This is a genomic window from Pseudoalteromonas sp. BSi20439 (genome assembly GCF_000241165.1).
Taxonomy (GTDB): Bacteria; Pseudomonadota; Gammaproteobacteria; order Enterobacterales; family Alteromonadaceae; genus Pseudoalteromonas.
In genome coordinates, this window is record NZ_BADW01000219.1 from 55538 (window position 1) to 75890 (window position 20353).

13 protein-coding genes and 1 pseudogene are annotated in these 20353 nt (G+C 41.2%); 3 read left to right on the top strand and 11 right to left on the bottom strand.

Annotation, left to right across the window (positions count from 1 at the left end; genetic code table 11):
- Positions 1–26 precede the first annotated feature (26 nt).
- Together P20439_RS17060 and P20439_RS17065 are read right to left on the bottom strand one after the other, a co-directional pair.
- The gene (locus P20439_RS17060) at positions 27–2420 is read right to left on the bottom strand and encodes a TonB-dependent receptor (RefSeq protein WP_008468681.1); all 2394 of its coding nucleotides are present in this window, start codon (positions 2418–2420) and stop codon (positions 27–29) included.
- Between the two features lie 167 nt (positions 2421–2587).
- The gene (locus tag P20439_RS17065) at positions 2588–3817 is read right to left on the bottom strand and encodes a sugar MFS transporter (RefSeq protein ID WP_008468682.1); all 1230 of its coding nucleotides are present in this window, start codon (positions 3815–3817) and stop codon (positions 2588–2590) included.
- A 172-nt stretch (positions 3818–3989) separates the two neighbouring features.
- Here P20439_RS17065 and gtfA point away from each other — a divergent pair, with 172 nt between their 5' ends.
- On the top strand, positions 3990–5462 hold the full coding sequence (gtfA, locus tag P20439_RS17070; RefSeq protein WP_008468683.1) for a sucrose phosphorylase: 1473 nt from the start codon (positions 3990–3992) through the stop codon (positions 5460–5462).
- Between the two features lie 74 nt (positions 5463–5536).
- On the opposite strand, the gene P20439_RS17075 is transcribed toward gtfA, so the two are convergent.
- Positions 5537–6568: a LacI family DNA-binding transcriptional regulator gene (locus P20439_RS17075; RefSeq protein ID WP_008108904.1), complete on the bottom strand. Its 1032-nt coding sequence runs from the start codon at positions 6566–6568 to the stop codon at positions 5537–5539.
- A gap of 81 nt (positions 6569–6649) precedes the next feature.
- Positions 6650–7543, bottom strand: a complete 894-nt coding sequence (locus P20439_RS17080) for an AraC family transcriptional regulator (protein ID WP_008108903.1) — start codon at positions 7541–7543, stop codon at positions 6650–6652.
- A 194-nt stretch (positions 7544–7737) separates the two neighbouring features.
- On the opposite strand from P20439_RS17080, the gene P20439_RS17085 reads away from it, so the two are divergent.
- Together P20439_RS17085 and P20439_RS17090 are read left to right on the top strand one after the other, a co-directional pair.
- The gene (locus tag P20439_RS17085; protein WP_008108901.1) at positions 7738–9258 is read left to right on the top strand and encodes an aldehyde dehydrogenase family protein; all 1521 of its coding nucleotides are present in this window, start codon (positions 7738–7740) and stop codon (positions 9256–9258) included.
- 81 nt (positions 9259–9339) lie between these two features.
- Positions 9340–9861 (top strand): annotated as a pseudogene (locus tag P20439_RS17090) (hypothetical protein); the annotation flags it as partial.
- A 51-nt stretch (positions 9862–9912) separates the two neighbouring features.
- Here P20439_RS17090 and P20439_RS17095 read toward each other — a convergent pair.
- The 7 genes from P20439_RS17095 to P20439_RS17125 form a co-directional block, all read right to left on the bottom strand.
- The gene (locus tag P20439_RS17095) at positions 9913–12858 is read right to left on the bottom strand and encodes a TonB-dependent receptor (RefSeq protein WP_008108898.1); all 2946 of its coding nucleotides are present in this window, start codon (positions 12856–12858) and stop codon (positions 9913–9915) included.
- Between the two features lie 73 nt (positions 12859–12931).
- Complete coding sequence (locus P20439_RS17100; RefSeq protein WP_008108895.1) at positions 12932–15073, bottom strand: glycoside hydrolase family 16 protein; 2142 nt, start codon at positions 15071–15073, stop codon at positions 12932–12934.
- A 270-nt stretch (positions 15074–15343) separates the two neighbouring features.
- A complete protein-coding gene (locus tag P20439_RS17105) occupies positions 15344–16132 on the bottom strand; it encodes a sterol desaturase family protein (protein WP_008108893.1) in 789 nt (262 codons plus the stop codon).
- Positions 16122–16769: a CDP-alcohol phosphatidyltransferase family protein gene (locus P20439_RS17110; protein WP_008108891.1), complete on the bottom strand. Its 648-nt coding sequence runs from the start codon at positions 16767–16769 to the stop codon at positions 16122–16124. Before P20439_RS17110 ends, P20439_RS17105 begins: the two co-directional genes overlap by 11 nt.
- On the bottom strand, positions 16759–17412 hold the full coding sequence (locus P20439_RS17115; RefSeq protein WP_008468684.1) for an ATP-binding cassette domain-containing protein: 654 nt from the start codon (positions 17410–17412) through the stop codon (positions 16759–16761). The genes P20439_RS17110 and P20439_RS17115 overlap by 11 nt, the downstream gene beginning before the upstream one ends.
- Before the next feature lie 24 nt (positions 17413–17436).
- Positions 17437–19155 (bottom strand): ABC transporter permease, encoded by a 1719-nt coding sequence (locus P20439_RS17120; RefSeq protein ID WP_008108888.1) that lies wholly within the window; start codon positions 19153–19155, stop codon positions 17437–17439.
- Positions 19152–20351, bottom strand: a complete 1200-nt coding sequence (locus P20439_RS17125) for an ABC transporter substrate-binding protein (protein WP_008108887.1) — start codon at positions 20349–20351, stop codon at positions 19152–19154. The genes P20439_RS17120 and P20439_RS17125 overlap by 4 nt, the downstream gene beginning before the upstream one ends.
- Positions 20352–20353 lie beyond the last annotated feature (2 nt).

Consider the following 20353-nt stretch of genomic DNA (forward strand, 5'->3'; position numbering starts at 1 on the left):
TTCAGCGATTGTTATACTAAAGTTGGTTAGTTAAACGCGTATTTAAACGTCAATGACGTTGTACGGCCATTAATAGCACGTGCGCGTATAATGTTGTTATCAGGTATTGAGCCTTCTTCTGCTTCAGTAATACCTACCGTATCGAATAGGTTATTTACGTTTAACGCAATATTAAGATTTTCTGATAAATCGTAGCTTACAAAGCCATTTACTTGAGTGTAACCATCAAACTTAAGATCGTTATTATCTTGAGCATAGGCATCGGTAGTACCAATAAAGCTTAGGCCTGCAGAGCCTTTTTCATAAGTGTAACGTGCCATTAATGAGTAAATTAAATCAGCTTGGCGACGAGGCGTATTACCAACCACTTCAGGGGTAAGTGCATCTTTTGCAATTTCAGCGTCTGTCCACGTTAAATTACCACGAAAATCCCATGCATCAATAAAATAGGTTGATTCAACCTCAATCCCTTTTGCTTCATATTCGCGGTCAAAAAAGGTTTGTGATGTCGCTTCAAAGTTTTGCTCTTCAGTTTGTGCATAAAATGCCGTGGCAAAAACTGACAGTGAATCAAAGCGCTTTTTAATACCAAACTCATACTGGTTTACTTCATCAACGGCATCTTCATCGGCTACTGAGCCATCGGCGCGAACTTTACCAAATAAAAGTCGGTCAGCATTGGCGCGACCGCCTTTACTCAATCGTGCAAACGTTGCAAGGCTTGAGTCAATTTGGTAATTGGCACCAATTGAATATGATGCGTAATCCCAGTCGTAATTAACAGGGCTGGCATTTGCAAGGTCAATACCTGCAACATTTTGTTCAGGAACAGAAATCACACCGTCGCGATTCATATCAACGGTTGAGGTAACCGCGCCTGCATAGTTACCACGTGCTTCACCGCTGTCATAACGGGCACTAGCATCAATACTTACGTCACCCACCTTAGTTGAAAATGCAACATAGGGTGCACGAGTGTCATATTCTGTGTCGTAATCACGTTGACAACAGTTACCCCAAAAAGGCGTGCCATAAGCGTATAAGCCATTTTCAGAGAATTCAGTCCCATCGGCGGCTGTTACATTTAATAGCGCAGCGTTATCACCTTTAAGCTCCATTAGGTAGGAATTCCATAACCACGACATGGCAATATTTTGGGTTGACGCATAATAGCCAAAAGTAACGCTAGTATCATCGCTTAGCGATTTAGTCAGTTTGAAGTCGTTAACAATCGAGTCAAAGTCGTTCATGGTTACGTCAAACGTGTGAATGCGCATGGCTAAATCATCGTTAAATGCAGCACCAGTGGTTGCATTACTAAGCGTTGCACCCACACCACCAATACTTTGCGCTATAGCTGATGCATCACCAACTTCAGCGGGGATCAACGAATTAAAATTACCGCTTACAGATGATTTACGAAAACGGTTTTCAATACGCCAATCGTTGTCTAAATCAAATGCAGCCTCAAAACCGATTGAGTCAACTTGCGGATTCATACCATCGCGAATATCGCCATTGCTTATTTGATTTTCGCCGTTTAAGCGCACTGTTTTAGTAAATAATGCCGAATGTGGGGTATCTGATTGTGCGTCAAACCCAGGGATTGAGTCACCATTTGCATACATTGGCATAGGTAAGTAACCCACACTTTTATCATCTAAATGTTTGTAATAAAGGCGCACGTAACCATTTTCAAAATCTTTGGTTAGATTGGCTTTAATTTGCCCACCTTTATTTGAGGTATAGCCTGTTTCGCGCGGGCCTTCACCTTGACGCACAAAACCACCAACATGAAAGCGTACAGTGTCATTTAAATATGTGCCATATTCAAAGTCAGTTCGAATAGTATCGTAATCTAGACCAAGTGTAGTTGATACGCTGCCCGATTCGTTTTCGCCATTTTTTGAAATGAAATTAATTATGCCACCCGGTGCATTACTGGCTGCGGTAGAGGCTGAACCACCGCGAATAGATTCAATGGTTTGCACTGTATTATCTAAGCGCATAAAAATATCAGCATTACCAAATGCAATGTCGCCATATTGTAAAACAGGCAAGCCATCTTCTTGGAGCTGTAAAAATTTAGCACCACCAGAGGCAACTGGTAAACCACGTACTGCAATGTTGGCGTTACCTTCACCGCCGGTTGATTCTGAACGAACCCCGGGAATAATTCTAAATGCCTCTGCAGTAGAGCGAGGCGTAGACACCTCAACTTGCTCAAGCGACACACTGCTCACAGAAGAACTTGACGCCATTATCGTTGTACGACGGGGTACACCGGTAACAACAATTGTTTCTAGTCCTTTGTTGGCTTGCGCTTGTGTATTTTGCTCTTGTTGTTGTGCATTAACGCCTTGGCTAACGGCGAGCGCTAAAGCACTGATCAGATATAAAGGTGTGTTGTGTGTTGTCATGTGAACGCCTCGTTTTAAACCCGAAGGAAAGTTGTTATTTTTACTTAATCGATTAAGTAAAAATAACAAAGTTTTTACAATAAGCAAATTGTTTTGTTAATTATTTGCTGTTTTTTTATTCAAGCATTGATTTTTATAATGTTTTTTATAGCATTAGCGTTGTTTGTTTATTCAGCGACTAAGTTACTTTGCTCTAATGCAGTTGCTGATGGGTCACGGAAGTAATTAAATAACATAGCCAAAAATAATATGACTGCAAAACCCGTTGCTAAATAAAACCCGTAGCGCACGTGTCCAAAGTAATCGCTGATCATACCCATAAATAAAGGTGCTAAGGCGGCTGACAGTGCAGTAAAAAATAATATAACACCGGCTACTGCGCCGTGTTGATGAACAGGAAAACACGATATTCCTTTAGAATTTAAAGTAGGGTAAACCATCGACATAAATAAACCTGAAAGAGGTAATAAAGCCACTGCCCAGTCAACGCCGCCATAAAGAGTGCCAACGTAACACAGCGCAATGCCAAAGCTTAAGTAAGCCATAACCCCTTGCCAACTAAACCTATTAAGTAACCATACCGCAATAAAACGCCCTGCAGCACGCAACACAAAAAAGATTGTTAGTGCGTAAGTGGCGAGCAGCGGCCATGAGCCGGTGTAATCTTTTAGTAGGGTAGGCATCCACACGTATATGGCGACTTCGGTGGCAACATATAAAGCAATTGCAAGAGAAAAACCCAGTGCATAAGGGTTTTTAACCATTTTCATGGTCGTTTTTAGTGAGGCTGGTTTGCCTGTACTTTTTACTACCGCAGGATAATCGGCACGCCAAGCAAGCAATGCCAAAATTAAACACATAATGCCAGCAATAATATAAAGGTAAGTCCAACTTACATTTTGAACCAGCAGCACGCCAACTAAAGCAGGGCCAACAATAGCACCAATGCCAAAAAAACCTTCTACTTTATTCATGGTTTTGGTGTGTTCTTCGTTGCTATTAGAAATATCGCCTAAAAGCGCCAGTGCACCGGTTTTAAATAAACCAATGGCAAGGCCAATACAGCACAGTAAAAAAACAAAAAATATAAAGCTGCTACTAATTGCAAACAAAAAACAACTTGCAGAGAATATTAATAATCCAAGCATAATCGTTTTTTTACGGCCAAGGCTATCGGCTAAAAAGCCTAGAAATAATCCACTTATTGCAATCATGGCCATAGGCGCATAATGAAACGCACTGGCTTGGGTCATACTTAATCCAAAATCACTTATGAGTTCGGGAATGATCATGCCAACGGCGTCAGAGGTCATGGCAAACATAAAAAACATCATGTATGTGAGCCAACGAATTTGTTGCAACGGATCGCTGCTTACGTGTGTGTGTGATTTTGTCATTTGCTTTTCCTCGTTAAATGCTTGGTAACACACATTAAGTTGTCAGTAACTTATTGTAGTATTAATCGAGCCACGATATTTGTATGTAAAATATTTAAAAATTACTTGTAAATTCTCACTTGCTAGTTAAAGATATATCTTAATCGATTAAGTTTCAACTTGGTAATCACACATGATGAAGAATAAAGTTCAATTGATCACATATGCTGATCGAATCACCGGTAAAGATATAAACGCATTAACAGCACTTCTAAAGGGTCCACTTAAAGACGTTTTTGCAGGGGTACACTTATTACCATTTTATAACCCAATAGATGGTAGCGATGCAGGTTTTGACCCAATTGATCACAGTGAAGTTGATGCCCGAATAGGAACTTGGTCAGATATTCAAGTACTTGGAAAAGACCATGATTTAATGGCCGACTTAATAGTGAACCATGTATCGGCGCAATCGTTTCAATTTCAGGATGTGCTGGCCAAAGGCAAAGCCTCTGAATTTTGGGATTTATTTTTAACTAAAGAAGACGTATTCCCTAATGGCATGAGCAACCAAGAACAACAAGCCATTTACCGTCCACGGCCTGGAAGCTGTTTTACACCAATGAAATGCGGTGATGGTCAAACGTATGATTTTTGGACCACCTTTACTGACAACCAAATTGATATAAATGTAAAAGTAGAAGCAGGCATTGCCTATTTAAATAACGTACTTACTAAATTTTCTGCTAACAACGTAAACATTATTCGTTTAGATGCAGCGGGTTATGCCATTAAGCAAGCAGGTACTAACTGTTTTATGCTGGATGAAACATTTGCCTATTTAGATAAACTCTCAAAGCAGGCAAATGATTTAGGCATGGAAACCATTGCTGAAATTCATAGCCATTATCAAACTCAAGTTGACGTGGCTAAGCGCGTAAACATGGTGTACGACTTTGCCCTACCACCGCTTATTTTACATAGCTTATTTAATAATGACGTAGACGCACTGCTTAAGTGGTTACAAATTTCACCGCGTAACTGTTTAACTGTACTAGACACCCATGATGGCATTGGCATTATTGACGCGGGTCCAATGGGCGATATACCTGGGCTGTTGAACGCATCTCAAATAGATAATCTAGTAGAAACCATGCATGCCAACAGCAATAACCAGAGCCGTAAAGCAACAGGTGCAGCTGCAAGTAACGTCGACCTATATCAAGTTAACTGTACGTATTACGATGCATTGGGCGCAAATGATTTTGATTACTTATTATCTCGCGCCATTCAATTTTTTGCACCGGGTGTACCACAAGTATATTACGGTGGTTTATTTGCTTGCAAAAATGATATGGAGCTTCTGGCGAGCACGAACGTTGGTCGTGATATTAATCGCCCTTATTTAGATGCCGCTAAAATAGATGAAGCGCTAAATAAGCCGGTAGTAAAAGGATTAATAGCGTTAATTAAAATACGTAATGAACACCCTGCATTTGCTGGTGAATTTACTGCTCAAGGTGGCGCAAGTGTATGTTGTTTAATGTGGAAGCTTGAACAACAGTCAATTTCTTTGAGTATTGATTTTGCTAGCCGTACTGCACTTATTACGCAGGTTAATGGTGCTCAAGAAAACACTTTAAACTTACAAAGTTTATTAGTTTAAATAGCTTTATTTGTTGAAAACCAAAAAGCCAAGCAACTTAAGCTTGGCTTTTTTATCTGAGCTACTAACAGCGCTCAGCTACTTGCACCAATATCGAGTGCGTAACCTACTTCGTGTTGTTTTTCTTCTTTAGAAATAAATAAGTTAGCAGCTATTACACCTTTTTCTTGGCTATTTTGATGAATAGTCGTAAGGCGAGGCACAAAACGGGCTGCTTCTTCTATGCCATCAAATCCAACAATACGTAGCTCATTCCCTATTTTTATCCCTTGTTTTATTGCTTCTCGCATGGTGGCGAGGGCGATTAAATCACTCATACATATAATCACATCAGGGCGTGGTGAGGCGTTTAATACTTCTTTTGCAGCTATGCTGGCAAAACGCTCGCTACTTTCAGGAATATTCCAAATGCGGTCGTCGGCTACCGTTACATTCGCTTCATTTAACGCACGCTGATAACCTCGTAAGCGTTGGTGAGAAATAGATTGACCCGTTTCAAACTCATGATGTTCGTAAACTCGGCACAATACATTTTCATCGAGTAATCTCAAGCCCAATATTGCCACGTTATCAGTTGCCCTGTGCAAAACATGTTTGGCTATTTCGTAACTGGCTTGTTCGTTGTTTATGTTAATTGATGCGTTGCGGGCAATATCAAAATCCACAGTAACCACATGTTTTTGTACTGTTTTTAGTTGCTCTACCAGTGCTTTATTTCGCGGGCGACCATAACAAATAAAGCCATCAACAAAATCAACAACGTTATTGAGATTGTCGCTATTGCCTGAAAACAATAAAACATTAATGCCGTTTTTTTCAAGCACTGAGGTTACACCACGCATAAAGCTACTGGCGACAGGGTCTGACACCATATATTCCACGCTATCTGGCAGCACTAAAGCAACAATATTAAACGTGCCACTTCGCAGAGATTGCGCCGCTTTGTTAGGGCCATAATAACCGAGCTCTTTGCAAGCTTTAAGTATGGCTTCGCGTCGTTTAGCCGAGAGTTGATCTGGGCGATTAAACGCATTTGATACCGTAGCATTAGACACACCTAACTCTTTGGCGATACTTTTTAATGTCCAGCGGGTGGGTTTACTCATCGGCGACTCTTAACTACTTAGCAGGGAATTAGTAAATTAACATATTAGGCTGTTTAATATAACAAAAACTGTTGTGTTGCGTTAATGTCGACACGCTTTAGGGGCAATACCAAAGGTTTGCTTAAACAAGCGGCTAAAATGGCTGGCGCTATTAAAACCAAGGTCATAGCACACTTTACTTATAGCTTGGCCTTCTAATAAAAGCGTACGGGCTTTTTTAAGCCTAAGTTGTTGCTGCCAAAGCGCAGGGCTTGTACCAAAAGCAAGTTTAAATTGCTGGTAAAACTTACTACGGCTCATACAGGTTATTTTGCACAAGGTGTCTATGTCGAGTGAGTCATTTAAATGCTCTTCGATATAATGCAGTGCATCACTCACGTTACTTTTTAGGCGCAGTTTATTGCAGTTTGCCAGTAATAAATCACGGCTTTGTTGTTGCAGTAAACGGGTGACCAACTCGTTTAACGATAAATCAATTAAGTAGTGCCGCTCAGCGCCTTGCTCACTAAATAAATGCACCATGCGCTCTAATAACTGCTGTGTTTGCGTATTATGTTGGGTGTGCACTAAATTAGGGCTGTATTCAAACAAGGTATCACTAGCAAAGCTTTGCTGCATATTAAGCGCACTAGCCACATTACTTATTTTATCGGTGCTAATTTCAATCGCTAAACAGGTGGTAGGTGAGTTGATAGTTGCCTGTGGAAAATCAATCAGCACCCCTTGCTCAGGCGCTAACACAAACGATTCGTGGGGCAAAAACGCTTTATGATACTGACTACTCTCAACATGCATAATTTTCTTGCCACTTAGCATGGCACAAAACAGTAATTCGTTTGAATGCAGCGCCACTTTTTGCGCACTTTTATAAGTATCGTAAATACTCAGTTCGCTGTTATCGGCAGCAAAGCTCACTTTGTTTTCAATAAGCACATCAAGTTGTTGGCGTTTTTTATTTAACTGCGACGAATACATAATCAGCCTTTTTAATGATTAAATCGTTTGGACTCACAGGCAATTTTTTTGGACTGCTAATCAAGTTTTTAAGCGCTTAATAGTCTAATGTCAATCAATACCGATTAAATATAAAGCAACTTGCTACATTACTCTAACAAGTTGCTGATATTTCGGCTTAGACTTTTAGCTAACAACAACAAGAGAACACACATATGATTTACGCAAATCCAGGCTCAGCAGATGCACTCATCACATTTAAACAGCAGTATGGTAACTATATTGGCGGCGAATGGGTTGAACCCGTTAATGGCCAATACTTTGAGAATATTAGCCCTGTAAATGGCAAAGTGTTTTGTAAAATTCCTCGCTCTGATAAAGACGATATTAATTTAGCACTTGATAAAGCGCATGCCGTAAAAACGCAGTGGGGCACCACCTCAGTTACCGAGCGCAGCAATATTTTATTAAAAATTGCCGATCGCATTGAACAAAACCTAGAGCTACTCGCAGTGGCCGAAACATGGGATAACGGTAAAGCAATTCGCGAAACCCTCGCGGCGGATATTCCACTTGCTGCGGATCACTTTCGTTACTTTGCCGGTTGCTTGCGTGCTCAAGAGGGCAGCATTGGTGAGATAGACGAAACCACGGTGGCGTATCATTTTCATGAGCCATTAGGGGTTGTAGGGCAAATCATTCCGTGGAACTTTCCAATTTTAATGGCTGCATGGAAACTAGCGCCTGCACTTGCAGCAGGTAACTGTGTGGTACTTAAACCTGCTGAGCAAACTCCCGCATCAATATTAGTGTTAATGGAAATTATTGGTGATTTACTGCCCGGCGGCGTGCTAAACGTAGTAAATGGCTTTGGTAAAGAAGCTGGTGAAGCACTGGCAACCAATACGCGTATAGCTAAAATTGCCTTTACAGGCTCAACCCCTGTGGGCTCACATATTTTAAAATGTGCAGCCGATAACATTATTCCTTCAACGGTAGAGCTTGGGGGGAAATCACCTAATATCTTCTTTAGCGATGTTATGGAAAAAGACGACTCGTACCTAGATAAAGCAATTGAGGGCGCTATTCTTGCCTACTTTAACCAAGGTGAAGTATGTACTTGTCCATCACGCTTGTTCATTCAAGAAGACATTTATGAGCAATTTATAGAACGTATTTTACAACGTACTAAGCAAATTAAACGCGGTAACCCGCTAGACAGCGAAACTATGGTAGGCGCGCAAGCCTCTAAAGCACAGTTTGATAAGATTTTAAGTTACATTGATATTGGCAAACAAGAGGGGGCTGAAGTACTTAGTGGTGGCCATGTTGAGCAACTTAGCGATGAGCTAAATGGTGGCTATTACATTCAACCTACTTTATTAAAAGGCACTAACGATATGCGCGTGTTCCAAGAAGAAATTTTTGGCCCCGTTATTTCAATGTCGACCTTTAAAGATGAAGCCGAAGCACTCGAATTGGCTAACAGCTCTGAATTTGGTTTAGGCGCAGGGGTATGGAGCCGTAATATGAACCGCGCTTATCACTTTGGTCGCAAAATAGAAGCCGGCCGTGTATGGACCAACTGTTACCATATGTACCCAGCACACGCTGCGTTTGGCGGTTATAAAAAGTCTGGTATAGGTCGCGAAACGCACAAACTCGCGCTCGATCATTACCAACAAACTAAAAACTTATTAGTAAGTTACAGTGAAGATCCGCTTGGCTTCTTTTAATAACGCGTTTTAGTTTAAACAAACAACCTATAAGTAATGAAAGCGCTGCGTTATTGCAGCGCTTTGTTTTTTAAAACCCTAAGCTACTCACAAAATAGCCGGGTGTGGTGGAGAGCGTCAAAAGACAATACCAACTATGTTAAATCGTTAATTGACGTGATAAAAGATCAACCTGAAGTCCATGAACTGATTAAAGAAATAGCAGCAGGTATGGGGCAGTCACTTGAAAATAATAAGCCATTTTACATTGAAGAGCTGCAAAATAAATCAAACCTAAGCGAAAGTACGCTACCAGTGAGTGACTTTAAAACACAGGTTTATGTTATTGTAACGCCACAGTGTGCAAGTGCCTGTCTTGACGCCATTGATGTATTTAAGCAGTTTTCAAACACTCAGTTATTTGGCGCGCCAAGTAGTGCTGATTCACTGTATATGGATGTTCGATTAGCCGATTTACCCTCAGGGTTAGGTAAAGTGATAGTTCCTAATAAAGTGTATGTTAATAGAGCAAGAGGAAAGGGCGATTACTACAAACCTGATATTGCCTATAACGATATTGATTGGACAACCGATAAGCTATTAGAAAAAATTAAACTGTTATAAAAAAAGCCGCTTGTTGTAACAGGCGGCTTAACTTTCTAACTAGGGGTTAGTTTAAAACGTATAACGGGCGCCAATTGCGTAGCGTGGACCATACTGGCGAGCAAATAAGAACTGCTCTTCGTAACGGCCATACCCTTGCTCGGTTTCATTATTAAGGTTAATACCTTCAAAGAATACCGTCACATTTTCATTAACGTCATAATTTACGCTCATATCCCATTGACCATATGATTTGGCGTATTGTGGTGGTGCATCAGCAGAGCCTTGCGCTTGGCCTACACCAATTAAATATGCATCACGCCAAGCGTAAGTTACTTTTACAGATAAACCTTCTTTTTCGTAAAACGCTTGGAAGTTAGCTGAATCACTTAATCCTGTTAATGGAGCTTGTTGGTCTAGGCTGTCTGTATCAAATTCAACATCGCCGTCAACAAACGTTGCATTTACACCGACCCCAAAGCCTGTCTCACCAATTAAGTGTTGTACTGCTACTTCAAAACCATCGACTGATTTACTATCGGTATTTTGTGGTTGGCTAATATTCCAAGTAATAAGTGGATCATTACTATTTGGTTCAATTTGGCCGTTTGCATTGCCATCACCATTAGCAAGCATTTGTGCAAAGATAGCATCGCTTGTTGCTTGATCACCACGAGCTTCAATATCACTAACCGCTTGTAAATAGCGTGGGCCATTTAAAATATCATGTAAGCCTTCAATGGTGGTTGGAGTAATGGTGGTTTGAATAAAGTTATCAACGTCCTTTTTAAAGTAACCTACTGATGCATAGCTGCCTTCTGAATAGTAATACTCTAATGATAGGTCAAGGTTTGTTGATTCAAATGGCAATAATCCTGTATTACCTTGGCTACCTACTCGTGACCCTGGTTTTGGGCTGCCTGTTAGGTTACGACCACCGGCTAAATCACCCAGTGGCGCGCGCGACATAGTTTTACCCCATGATACGCGAGCAACTAAGTCATCGGTTACGTCAACACTTAGGTCGATTGATGGTAGTAAAATATCGTAACTTCCTTCTTGAGCTAAGAAGTTGTCATCGCCGCCAGCTTCATATTGAGTGATCCACTCTGAAGCACTGATCCAATTTACTTGTTGCTCAACGCGTTGACGAACAGAGCTAGTTACATCGGTTTCTTCATAACGAAGACCAGCATTTACTTTTATGTAGTAATTGCTAACTTCAAATTCCCAACGTGATTGAACATAAATACTGTTGGTAATTTCTTCAACAGCGCTTTGACTGTCAATACCATCAAGATAGGCATTAGGCGCATAGGCATCGCCACCGGTTACATCAGCGGTAAGGTATGCCATTTGTCTTGCTACAGCTTCATCAAAATCAAAGCTGTAATAATAGTTAGGTTGTAAATCGCTACCACCACCGGCAAATTGGTCTAATAGTCCAGAAGTGTTGTTAAGGGTAAACATACCATCAGGGAATATCTCGGTGTAAGAAGGGTTAAAACCCGGGCCGCCAACTAAGCCACTCCATGCTTCATAACCACCAGTATTTTGCTCTGTACGCGAACCACCAAACTTCACTTCAATTAAACCAATGTCAAAGCTATCGTTTATCCATGTTGTATGTAATTGCAGCTGCTCAATACTCGATTCACCAGGTGAATGAATAAACTGGCTAAAGTTTGAATCAATTTCACCAGGACTTAATACGCTAGTACCGTTTTTCCAGTTAACTTGCGCATGTGGAATTTCGCCAGTGCGGTAATCATAAATTTTATTTACAAGTTGATCAGAGCCTAAAATAACTTGGCCATCACTACCCAGGCCTTTGTCTGCGCCGTTATCTGTTTCGTTTTTAGAGTCGTGGTAGTCAAGCTCAACTTGCCATGTTTCATTAATTTGCCAATCTAAATTTAAGCCAATAGAACGAGCTTTAACTTCTGTGGTGTTTTTACTCGAGGTAAATGATGCATCGTTACCACTTATATCTGCATAAATAGCTGTGCCATTTTCATCTAACTCGTAGCCGTTGATGTTACTACCAAAGTCGTTCCAAATACCCCAGCCGAGTGTTTCTGAGCCTGTTGTAGCCTCACTTGCTGTATAATCAAGGGTTGCTACAAAATTATCTGTGGGTGCAAATTGCAGTGTGACTTGCCCATTAGTGCGCTCGCGTTGTAAATCTTCAATTGAGTAGTTCATGTCTTTTGCAAAAAAGTGATTACCTACACGATTTCCTTGCGCATCTACTGCGCGTGGATCAATAAAATCACCTTCAGCAAGAGTTGGTAGGTCTACATTAGCTTGCCAACCTTGAATATTGGCGCTTTGCTTCTGAAAGTCACGTTCTTGATGCGAAAAAGAAAAACCAATCCCAAACATTTCATCGCTAAAGGTATTGCTATAAATAGCCGATACTTCTGGTGTTACATCGCTACCCGCTTCATTTGATGAATCATGAATAGCTTTAGCTGTTGCCGAAAAGTGCTGTCCAGGTCTTTGCAAAGGTCGAGTTGTTGAAATGTTAACCGTCGCACCTAAGCCACCACTGGGCACATCAGCACGGGCTGTTTTAAATACTTCTAAGGCACTAACACCTTCTGAGGCAATGTTTTCCAGATTATACGAACGTGAGTTACCCGTTCCAGGCATTTGGCGACCATTAAGTGTTACCAAATTAAATGAGGGGCCAAAACCACGTACGGTAATTTGGCTACCTTCGCCGTTTGCACGACTCACCGACACACCCGTAATACGTTGCAGTGACTCTGCTAAGTTAGTATCAGGAAATTTCCCCATTTCTTCAGCAGAAATAGCATCGACTACCCCTGATGCATCGCGTTTCATATCCATAGAGCGGATAAGTGAACCTCGAATACCTTTAACTTGTATTACTTCGATTTCAGGTTCAACAGTATTCTGTTCTGCTGCATGAGCGATATTAAGCGTACTTGCAGTGATGATAAGTGACACAGAAGCCGCTAATTGGCTTTTTTTAAAATTAAATGTGTTCATAATTGCTCTGCTTTTTAACTAAATTTTACGGTAAGTAGGTGCACATATACACCTACAATTAAGTGACTTTTAATTATGGAACGCCAATGAAAGCGTTATCTACACGATAAACAGCGCCTTCACCTGTGTCCCAAGCTGGGAAAATCATCACTACATCTAACGCACTAACATCTAAACCAGCACCTGCTAAATCAGCTAGGTTAAAGGTATATGTTTGCCATTCACCAACCGTAGGTTCTATACCTTCGTTGCTGTTAGTTAATGGAATTTCGACAGCTGAGCTGCCGTTATCAGACTCCACTTTGAAAGTCCAAACTGAATCAAGATTATTTGGTTTTGAAATCACCTTTAACTCAAACGCTATTACACCGTTTTCTAATATAGAGGTGGCATCGAATGCTTCACCGCTTCCGCCTGCAGATGTCCTATTATTAAAGCCCATTACTGTTGCTGTTGCACCAATAGAAAATTCAGCCGTTAAACCGTGCTCTTCATCATCTACTACTTCAACCGGCGTTGAACCACCACAGCAATCCCACATTGGCCAATTTAAGTTTTGTTCATCACTGAAAAGATCAACTTTTGGTAAGTCGCCTTCAATAACCACATTGGTAATTAAGTATTCTGCGCCTTCACCTGTTTGCCATGCCGGGAACACCATTAATACATCAATAGCACTTAAATCTAAGCCTCTTTCTTGTAGTAGAGAAAGCGGGAATGTATAGGTTTGCCATTGGCCTGTAACCGGTGTTACGCCTTCAACACTATCGCTAAGGGCTACGTCGCCTGTATTAGGGCCACCATCACCCGCTTCAGCTTTTAATAGCCAGGTTGTCGAAGATGTTGGCGGGGTTACCACTTTCATATCAAATGATACACGGCCATTTAAATCAAGAAGGAGTGAAGCGTCAAATGGAGATGAGGTGCCTGTAAAATCACCTGGGAAGTGACCACCACGAGTTGAAAAACCTAAAACAGTACCGTTATTATCGTTAATGTTAAACTTAATAGCGTTGCCTTTATCAGCATCGGTTATAGTTTCTGGTGTGGTTCCACCACAACAATCCCATGCGATCCAGTTGGCGTTTAATGTGCCATTGAATATATCAAGGTTTCTTGCAACGCCATCACTTGGTGGAGTAGGTACAGGGGCTTTACCTTCTACAAGTGCATCGTCTAGGCTATCGTAACCAGGACGAACTGTTTCACAACCTTTACCTGTGGCCGGATCTGAGGCACATTCGTACACGCGAACATAATCAATCTCAAAGCTTTGACCTTGTGCAAATGCAGCAGCATCAATACCTAAATTATTTACGTTCTCAGGCCAATCGCCACCAACAGCATGGTTTAAAATAAGATAAAAATCTTTATCAAATGGGGCATTATCCCAGTGAGTAGTAAGTTCGCCGTTACCTTGTTCAAAGTATTCAGCAAACCAGCCTTTATGTTTAAGGCCAACAGGCTCGTCTTTAGAGTTGTAACGAACTTCAGAGCGACGCTGTGTAGCGTATAAATAGCCGTCTACGTACCAGCGAATTTCGCCCTCTTGCCATTCGATTGCATAAGTATGAAAGTCATCTGCGGGGTTCATACCTTCAGGTAAGGCATAAGCTTTACCTGAACTTGAGTTATTTGGCCACTCACGACCATAGTGAAGTGTGCCATGAATATTTGCTTCAACGGTGCCATCTTCAGCAACTGTTTTTAAATTAACAGCTTCTAAAATATCAATTTCGCCAGAGCGCGGCCAAGTGCCATATACTTCATCGGTTGGCATCATCCAAAATGCGGGCCAGCTACCTTGACCAGAAGGCAACTTTGCACGCATTTCAAAACGGCCATAAGTAAAGTCGGCGTTGTAACGGGTGTTTAAACGGGCTGACGTGTATGGTTTTTCTGCACCTTCTTCTGCAGGTAAGGCGACTATATTTAGTACACCGTCTTTAATGAAGGCATTTTCTTCGCTGTCGGTGTAACATTGTTTTTCGTTGTTGCCACCGCCAGCGCAGTTTAATTCAAAGTTCCACTTGTTAGCATCAATGCTTGTGCCATCAAATTCATCACTCCAAACCATTTGCCAATCTGAAACTGGCTGGGCAGGATCTACTTTTTCAAAATTGGATGTTGTTGCAGCATCGCCGCCACAGCCCGCCAAAGATGCTAATGAAATAGCAGCCAAAAGACGAGTAATGCGTGTTGTTTCAATGTTCATAACTGAACCCCGTTCAACTGATTATTGTCAGAATATAGTGTATTTGTTGATTTTTCATTTTGTAAGCGCTTACATTTTCATGTGTGATAAATGTAAGCGCTTACAAATAATATGGGGGATTCTCAACTGGGTCAAGAATTTGTTTAAATAATTTACAATTGGTTTACTTTTAACGGTTTTTTTTTGTTAACAGGAACGGTTAAACGCCTAAGTAATGTTATAAATAAAGGGTTAAAAGGTATGCATGGGCGTTTTTACTCAGCCGTATTGCTATTTTTTAAATGGCATTATTAACAATTGCCACAAGGATGAATTTTGTTTTGGGTTTGGATATTGGCTCAAACCAAGTGCAATATTTTTATCAGGTTGACTTGCCTGTGATTTATAGCTGCCAAAAAGTCTATCCCACCAGGTTACACTAAAGCCAAAGTTACTGTTTGTTTCTTCGGGGTTTTGGCTGTGATGTATGCGGTGCAGCACTTGGGTGATGAGGATTAGGCGCAGTGGTTTTTCTATTGCGTTTGGCAAGCGAATATTTGCGTGGTTAAATAATGCTAACCCATTGAGTGCAATTTCAAATATGAGTACTGCAATAGCAGGTACACCCAAAGCAGTAACGGCAATCAATTTTATAAGTATGCTGAGTACAATTTCAATAGGGTGAAATCGCAGACCCGTACTGGTATCAATATGCGCATCAGCATGATGCACACGATGTAGTCGCCACAATAACGCAGTGGTATGAAACAGCCGATGCTGCCAGTAAATAATTAAATCAAGCAAAAGTAAGCTGAGTATCACTGCGATGAGTGATGAAACGTTAAGTTGATTAAATAGCCCAACTCCATGCTGCTGGTAATAAATAGCAACTGCGGTTAATCCAACCGGTACGGTTAGGCGTGAGAGCAGGGTAGAGGTAAGGGTTAATCCAAAATTAGCCAACCAACGTGACCTATTTTTAATTATTGATTGGCGTGCAGGTTTTCGCCATTCAAGCAGCATCATTATTGCCAGTACGCTGAAAAAAAAGCCGAGTCGCCAATACATTTCATGACTCATGGTTTACCTCGTGGAATGCGGTTTCTTGCTGTTTTAAGGTGTAGTAACCTCCATATATACGAGTAAAAATAGTTATCGCGCAGGCAATGGCAAATAAAACAGCAAGAATTGAAAAATACTGCGGCCAAATACAAAAGGCAATAAACAAGGCAATGGTTTCAGTGCCTTCAGTTAGGCCATTTAAGTAGTAAAAACTTTTGTATTTAAATTGCGGTTTATCGAGTTTAAATTTTTCGGCGGCAATCGCAAACGCTAAAAAACTCGACCCTGTGCCTATAAAAGTCACAAGTAATAATGACCCCGCCAATGCATTTTGCTCAGGGCTACTTAAAATAAACGCAAAAGGAATAAGCGCATAAAACAAAAAGTCGAGGGTAATGTCTAAATATCCCCCTGCGCTTGAACTGCTCTGAGCGTAACGCGCGAGTGCGCCATCAAGACCATCAAAAATGCGATTAATACAAATTACGATTAATGCGCCGTACCAATATTCAAAAATAATCAGTGGAACGGCTAGCAAACCAATTAAAAAACCTATTAAGGTTAATTGATCGGCACTCACTCCTTTTTTGTGCAGCTGTTTTACGCACGGAGTAAGCACCGGTTTTATAAGTGGGGTAATAAATTTATCTAACATTCATATCACTTTGTACGTTTAGATTGATGATTTTGCCATTTGTGGCTATTGCGTCACTTTCATCATGGGTGACCATAATGGCGGGTAACTGATATTCCCTAATTTGTGAAAACACCAGCTGACGGGTTTCAATACGTAATTGCTGATCAAGCTTACTAAAGGGTTCATCGAGTAAAATCGCTTTGGGTTTACTCAGCAATAACCGTAATAAAGCAACACGGGCTTGCTGTCCACCTGAGAGGGTATCTGGATGGCGTTTGGCTATACCTTTTAGCCCTATGTGTGTAAGTGCTTGATCTATTTGCTGCTGGCGTTGTGTTTTATCCATTTTTGGCATGGCAAAGCTAATATTACCGCCAACCGATAAATGCGAAAATAGTAATGGGTCTTGGTATAGCACAGCAACATGGCGTAAATGGCTGGGCAAGCAACTAATATTAGTATCATTTAGCCACACCTCGCCAGTCGCATTAAGACCCGTAGGTAATGTGCCAGTAAGCCAATTTAATAAGCTAGATTTACCGCTCCCTGATGGCCCCATAATGGTAAGAATTTCACCACCTTTTACCTGTTCATTTAAACTCAGTAATAATTCGTTTTGACGATAAAGCTGACAATTTTTAATTTGTAATGATGGCTGCATTAAACGCCCTTTAGTATATTGAAATTATAGCTGCTTGTTATTAAAAACATACCGAGGTAATCCCCACGCTAGTATAAAGCCGAGTAGGGGTAAGCCCATTTGTAGTATTGCATACACAGCACTGGTGCGCCTACTCGCACCATTTGCCAGCGTTACGGCTTCGGTGGTTATGGTGGCTATTCGGCCACCACCGGCTAACAGGGTTGATAAGTACTGGCCAAAGCTTATTGCTAGCCCCAGCGCCATTGCAATTAATATAGGCGCAAATAACTGTGGCAATTTAACCTGGAAAAACACCTTCCATGGGCTGGCACCTAGGCTTGCAGCAACACGCGCAAATCTTGGGTCTAAACGCCTGTAACTATCCGCAATAGATAAAAAAACATAGGGTAAAACAAACAGCAAATGTACAAATATCACATTAAAAAAAGCATGCTGACTATTTAGCAATTGCTGTAGCCACACAATACCAAATAAAAAAGCAATACTGGGCACCAGCAATGGCAGGTATATAATTATCTGTGCCCACTTCGACAAAGGTTTAGCTGTTATTTGTTCTGCTTCTAAGCATAACAGTACCAAAATAGTGGCGAAACCCGTGCTAACAAGCCCAATAACAAAAGTATTAAACAAAGGAGTGTGTATGTGTGTAAAAGCATTTTCAAAGTGCAGTAATACCAAACTGGAGGGTAAAGTATCCGGAAAACGCCAATAACCAGCCACTGACCATAGTACTAACCCAATTAACGCAGCTGCAATAAAGGCTAAAATTACGCAAGTAAAGACATGAGTAAAAGTACGAACAAGTTGGTGAGCATAATGGCGTCGGCCGTTGATGAGTGACTGACTAAAAACTATAGCAATGACTTTTTCAAGTAATAGCCAAATTAGCAGTAGCCCAACAGTGATCGCTAATTGTAACAGAGCACCCGCCGAGGCCTTTATTCGCAGGGTTAAATCAACATCATTAAACCAATGCATAATAGCAACGGCTAAAGTCGGGGGGGTATTTGGCCCAAGTATGAGTGGCATTTCAACGCTGGCACTGGCATAAGCAAGTACTGCAAAAATGGGTAAACGTAACAGTGGGTATAAATTGGGTAGCACCACCTTAAAAAAAGCCACCATAGGGTAATAACCTAAATTAACCGCAATTTGATGCTGCTTTCGTAGCTTTTTGCCAAGTTCAGGCTGCGCTAAAATACCCAATGCAATGAGCAATAAAAAAGGCAGCTCTTTAAGTACAAGCCCAATAATAATGCTCCAGCCAAAAGTATCATATGGTAATGAGCCCTCAGGTGCCAATTGCCAGCCCGTTAACCAAGGCGAAAACAAGCGAGTGAATAATCCCGATGGTGCGATTAAAAAACTTACTGCAATCGCCGCTGCAGCGTGGGGAATAACCAGTATGGGACTCAATAGGTGTTCAATTCGTTTTAGCCATACACTATTAAAAAATGCAGCCAGCATAATAATCATGAGTGCAAACGCTATTAATGTACTAATTAGTCCGGTACGTATACTCAAGCCTATCATTTGTGAAAGCCCCGGCGTATCCCATAAAGCATTAAACCCAGCCAAACTCATGTTGGTTTTATTCAAGACAGGCGCCCAGCCAAAGGCAGGCAACATTACTCCAATTAGGCCGCCCAATACAGGTATTGTTAACAGTGCCAGCAAACAGTAAGGGGTTATTTTGACTAGGCGTGAGAATAAATCAGCTGTATGGAGTACTTTACTCATTGGCTTGTTCCATAACGAGCTTCCCAGCCAGTGTTAATCGCCTCTACCCAGCTTGGGTGTGGCTCACTGAGTGTGCGTTTAATACTATTAAGAGGTAGTGCGCTAGGATGCGGCTTCACGGCCTTAAATAATGCCTGCTGCTCTGCGGTTAAGCTCGTTTGAATTAATACCGTTTTGTCACCCCATATAGCGGGTTTTTGTTTATGCGCTTGCGCTGCGGGGCTTAATAAAAAGTTAGCCACTAATTGCGCACTTTGTGCATGGCTTGCATTATAAGGAATAGCGACAAAGTGAGTATTACTTAAGCTGCCATCTTGCATTGCGTAGCTACGTATACTTTTTGGTAAATCATAACGCTTTACCGCAGCCGGTACTTCTGGTGCCGAAAACGTAAAGCCAATACTAAGCTCTGTATCGTCTATTAAACGGCGCATTTGTACGCCGCTTTGCATAAAGTACTCGCCATTACGCCAAAGATTAGGGTGCAATTTATTTAAAAATGCCCACAAAGAGTCAAGCACTTGGGCTGTGTTTTCATCGGTAGCGGGTTGATTTAATTTTGCTTGTAGCATTGCATCGCTATGTTGGTGTAATACCACTAATGCATACTTTAAAAAGCTCATTCCTAAAAAGTCAGGGGGTTTGGGGTAACTAAATCGTCCTGGGTTTGCTTTACTCCAGCTTAATAACTCATTAAGGGTTTGAGGTGGAGCGCTCGTTGCTAGCGTATCGTAATAAAAAGTCAGTGAGGCTTGCCCCCAGGGGGCTTCCATTCCCTGAGTGGGTAAACCAAAATCAAACAGCACGCTGGGATTGTTTTCTGGATTGGTGTAAATAAAATTAGGCAATTTATCAGCCCAGTCTTTTAGTAAAAGCCCGTGTTTACTCATAGCAGCAAAGTTAGCCCCATTGATCCAAATTAAATCGACACTGCCTTGGGTATGATTATTTGCTGATTTTTCAGCAAGCACGCGGCTTACTGCTTCACTGGTATCACTGAGTTTTACATGTACTAAGTTAATGTTATATTTAGCTTTTACCTGCTGCGCAGCCCACTGAATATAGGCATTTATTTGCGCATCGCCGCCCCACGCATAAAAATACACCGATTGGTTTTTGCCTTGGTTTTGGATTTTTTGCCAAACAGTATTACTCGCATCATTAGCAAATACACTAAAAGCGGTGAGTAGGCACATAA